The 1,651-nt window shown below is 33.1% G+C and carries 4 protein-coding genes; all 4 read left to right on the top strand.

What is annotated here, in order from left to right; genetic code table 11:
• The coding region (locus DFR56_RS23205) for a hypothetical protein (protein ID WP_158525780.1) at positions 1-240 on the top strand (240 nt) is incomplete at its 5' end.
• A gap of 1 nt (position 241) precedes the next feature.
• Positions 242-493 carry a hypothetical protein gene (locus DFR56_RS22470; protein WP_110397688.1) on the top strand — a complete coding sequence of 84 codons (252 nt, stop codon included), beginning with the start codon at positions 242-244 and terminating at the stop codon, positions 491-493.
• Between the two features lie 68 nt (positions 494-561).
• Entirely contained in the window at positions 562-1,071 is a 510-nt protein-coding gene (locus DFR56_RS22475) for a hypothetical protein (protein WP_110397689.1), read from the top strand.
• A gap of 84 nt (positions 1,072-1,155) precedes the next feature.
• Complete coding sequence (locus DFR56_RS23210) at positions 1,156-1,317, top strand: hypothetical protein (protein WP_158525781.1); 162 nt, start codon at positions 1,156-1,158, stop codon at positions 1,315-1,317.
• The last annotated feature ends 334 nt before the right edge of the window (positions 1,318-1,651 follow it).

Below are 1,651 nucleotides of genomic sequence, written 5' to 3' on the forward strand. Positions count from 1 at the left end.
CATATGCATTTCGGTAGGGCATTCGGTATTGTGGAAGACGGTGAACTGAAAGTGACATGCGAATCCGCAGGCGAATACAAAGTACTGGTTATCGGCACAAGAAATGATGACCACCAAAGTATACAGGATTGGGATATTAAAGGTGTGGAACGTGAAATTGGAGAAAGCTGGACAGGAGAAACATATGTGTTTGAGGATGATGAAATTATTTCAGATCAAGAAATTATAGGAGGGCAATAAGATGTCAAACAATATTATTATTGAAAGAACTTCTATTCAATGGAAGAGTCCAATACCTGGGACACCTACGAGGAGAGTACCTGATCATTATTTTGGACGCAATGTTCATGCGCTGGTAGATGGAGAAGAAAATATTTATCGACTGAAACCAAAAGACATTGCCTTAGAGGCAACGGAAGAAGACATGATCAATGTTGTTAAGACGATAGTTGATAATGAAAAAGAAGTAAAAGAAACTGAAAACGCTGAATAAGCGTTATTTTTTATGGTTTAAGTATTTGCCCCTTCTTACCGATATGATGGGTAAGGAGGGGGATAATATTGGATGTTCTAGTTAATTCAGGCTTTATTGTTTTGTTTTTAACATTATTAGTAGGAAGTATTTCTTATGTTGTAAATGATATTAACGCTACCCCGTTAGAAAAGAAATTGAAGACTAACTTTGAGAAAATTAAGGTTTTTTCATCATTAGCTTTTATTATCGCACTTGTTATTGTAGTGATAACGCTTATTGTTATGCTTTTTAAGGGGGAAATGGAAGAGACTCCAATAGTTACGTTTTTATTAGCAGTTATAGTGATCCTAATAATAATATTTGTTGTGGTATTTATTTATATTGTTATAGTAGATTATCTATTTTCGAAATACAGAGCAAAGAAATTTGATTTCTTTGTAATTTTGAATGATGGTTCAGAGTGGAAAATTATTAGGGTGACTGGCTCGAATTATTTATTAATAAAATGTGACCAAAAAGAAGAATATAGATTGATTAAGGATTATGATAACTTATCCATAAGGGCAATCGAGATAGAGAAAACAAAGCGAAAATAAAATGTTCAACACTCACAAACGTGCGTGTTTCCCCATGGAAACATTTCCCTTCTTGTCGTATGATAGGACGAGGAGGGGGCGCATATGAGAAAAACAATTAAAATAATCTTTGCTGCTATAGCATTAGGGATGGGTGTAAGTGTATTCGTTTTAAGTATTTTAGGGAATATCGAAGCAAAAAATGCAATCAGTTTACTGTCAATTGGAATTATATGTTTGGCAATATTGAAGTTGCAAGAAAAGTAAATATCTAAAGTATCTCACTCGTGGTACTTTTTCCAGCGCTCATAATGGGCGTGTTTTTTTATGCCGAAAGACAGTTGTGTTAAAATAAAAATATCCTGTATAACAAAACTGTCTTTCGGAGGGAATTTAGTGAAATTTTATTATGATACAGTTTGTTTTTCATGTAAAAGAGTTTTCAAAGTTGAATCTGGAACCATTAAATATAAACAATATAAAGAAAATAAGAATGGAATGCATATATGCGAAGATTGTAGTCACAATATACGATTTGAAGCTATCAGAAACTTTTTTAGAAAATATTAACACGTCCAATTAGGGGCGTATTTTTTATGTC

Origin of the sequence: Pseudogracilibacillus auburnensis (assembly GCF_003201975.1) — a bacterium.
In the GTDB taxonomy this organism is placed as follows: Bacteria; Bacillota; Bacilli; order Bacillales; family Amphibacillaceae; genus Pseudogracilibacillus; species Pseudogracilibacillus auburnensis.

Bases quoted from the DNA above. Each gene is read 5' to 3' on its own strand.
- DFR56_RS22470 (WP_110397688.1), top strand. From the start codon at position 242: ATGTCAAACAATATTATTATTGAAAGAACTTCTATTCAATGGAAGAGT.
- DFR56_RS23210 (WP_158525781.1), top strand. From the start codon at position 1,156: ATGAGAAAAACAATTAAAATAATCTTTGCTGCTATAGCATTAGGGATG.